Origin of the sequence: Neobacillus niacini (assembly GCF_000759675.1) — a bacterium.
In the GTDB taxonomy this organism is placed as follows: Bacteria; Bacillota; Bacilli; order Bacillales; family Cytobacillaceae; genus Neobacillus; species Neobacillus niacini_A.
Genome location: NZ_BAWM01000068.1, coordinates 1 through 2,506 on the forward strand (window position 1 = coordinate 1; position 2,506 = coordinate 2,506).

The 2,506-nt window shown below is 39.0% G+C and carries 1 protein-coding gene; it reads right to left on the minus strand.

The window, feature by feature from the left end; genetic code table 11:
* Positions 1-142: 142 nt before the first annotated feature.
* Positions 143-1,909: a group II intron reverse transcriptase/maturase gene (ltrA, locus tag TR08_RS19310; protein WP_045521025.1), complete on the minus strand. Its 1,767-nt coding sequence runs from the start codon at positions 1,907-1,909 to the stop codon at positions 143-145.
* Between the last annotated feature and the right edge of the window lie 597 nt (positions 1,910-2,506).

Below are 2,506 nucleotides of genomic sequence, written 5' to 3' on the forward strand. Positions count from 1 at the left end.
TTCATACAGATAGGTAAGGGTTTGAAGTTATCGCTCCCTTTTGTCGGGTAGGAGGGCGACCTCTCAGTCACCGTCCCCCCTAAGAACCGTACGTGTTAGTTTCCTAACATACGGCTCAAGCATGCCTTTATCCTAGTCTGGGTTAGATTAGTCCTGATAGTTTTTTGGCTTTGATATATTTCTTGCCACTTCTAAGTTGAATGTCATTTGGAGTTTCTCCCTTTGCTGGGAATACCTTGTGGTATTCCAGGTGACAAGAAATGTGAACTAATTCTAAATTTTTATATTCATTACTTCCGCCTTTAACTCTAGGGATTTTGTGATGTGTTTCTAATCCTTCAGAACCATCTGTAATTGAATAGCTACATAAAGGACATTTGTATTTTTGCTTCTTAGCTAACTTCTGCCTATATGCCACATTATTTTTATCGAACTCTTTAATATCACGTTTCTCAAAGTATCCTTTTAGGTTTTTGTTATAAGGGCTGTAATCGTATTTGATTTGTACGTGCCTTACAATCGGAGTCCATGACATCCTTTTGAGTTGGTTATTGGTTATAGGGTCAGTTAATATCCACTTACTCTTACTTTGACCAGTTTTGTCTGGTTTATAGTACTTCTGACTAATCCATCTTCCACTCTTTTTAGTGTGAAGTCTCTTTAGAAACTTATATTGGGTTTTCCAAATGTGAGAATCCATTTCGGAAAAGACTTCTTTGGCGACACTTGGACTCCAGTAATTTGCCGTACCTATAATAATAGGATTAAGTGTGCTGACAAGTACTTGCACGTTTTTTCCATAGAACTGTCTCGTTTTATCGGTTATCTTCTTTTTAGCAGCCTTGATGCTATCCTTGGAAGGTTTGATAAGGACTTTGCTCCCATTGTGAGTTTTGTATTTTCTTATATTAAAACCTAAAAAATCAAACCCATTTTCGATATGAGTTACTTTTGTCTTTTCAAATGCTAACTCTAAACCTCTAATCGTTAGATAAGGCTTTAGCTTGTTATATAAATCGTTAGCCTCTTCCTCAGATTCGCACATGATGACGAAGTCATCTGCATATTTTGCCACTGCATACTTAGTCTGATTAGCAAAAGATACCTTAGCCTTTCTCTTTTCTTCTTTATAACTAATATTGAGCAGACTTTCTAAACCATGTAGTGCAATATTAGCTAGAAGTGGTGAGATGATCCCCCCTTGGGGGGTTCCATTTTCTGATACATGAAATACCTTGTTGTCCACAAAACCTGCTTTTAACCACTTTTCTACCATGTTAAAGGCTGGGAATCCCTTTATTTGTTCAAGAATATAGCCATGATTTAGATTGTCGAAACAGCCTTTGAAGTCACCTTCAAAAATCCATTTCTTTTTGTTTCCGATAGTATTGAAGATTCTTTCGATTGCGTCGTGACAATTCCTTTTTGGTCTGAACCCATATGAGGTTGGTTCAAATTTGGCTTCCCACTGTGGTTCAAGTGCTATTCTAGCAATGTTTTGATAGATTCTATCTTTCATGGTTGGTATTCCAAGAGGTCTAAGTTTACCGTTCTTTTTTTCGATATATGTCCGATAAGTTGGTTTCGGTCTATGACAATTGATGTTCAAATCTTTCATTTTATTGTAGAGTTCTACTCTCTCAAAAGGAGTCAAGGCTTTATATCCATCAACCCCTGCAGTCCGTTTCCCTTTGTTAATTTGGGTAACTCTACGTATTGAGAGCAATAATGCGGCTTGGCTCTTCATAAGTAGCCTTTGTAAGTCCCTTACTTTGCGGATTTTCCCAAAACGTTCGGCATGGTATATTCGTTGTTGGAATTTCTCTACATACTGACTAATGTTTAACCAGTTAATACGGTCCCAATCAGTAATGTCTGGTAATGCGGACTTCTTTATAGAAGTGTGCATCGTCTGTTACCACCCTTTGGAATTCTTCTTCAACGCTTTATCCCATGTTGCACACCAATTGGAATTCAGCACCCTTTCGGGTTTTGTCATAGGACATTATCCACCCAGTTATTTCCGATTCCTGTTGCCTTTCGACATGGTGGCATTTGCTTTTTCCAATCTCCTATATCCCCTTGGGGAATTGGGCTTCGCTTACGCTTGGCTTACCTAGGTTTAGGACCCCAATTGGACTTAACAAGTTCAACTTCTGTCAGATGTGAGTAGGTTAGGTTCCTCCAATACACCGATAGGTCTGTGGGTTGCATTGAAAGTATTAGAGGGAAGATACTTTCCCTACCTATAAAACGTTAGTATAACTGTGCCCTATCTAACGACTGCGATGACGATGCTTATAAAGATTCACTTATCGTTAACCATACTACTCTTTCCCTAGCCTCCATCTGCTCAGGCACTGAGCTTTTGGTTTGGCTTCTCCTCATGCAACCCACATTATAATTACTCATAATGCAGTTTCGGAAGGGAATATCCTATGCAACAGGATAGTCTCGAAGAGACACTGACTTTGTGCGGAAGAAGTTGCTTCTTGTCGCACCCCCC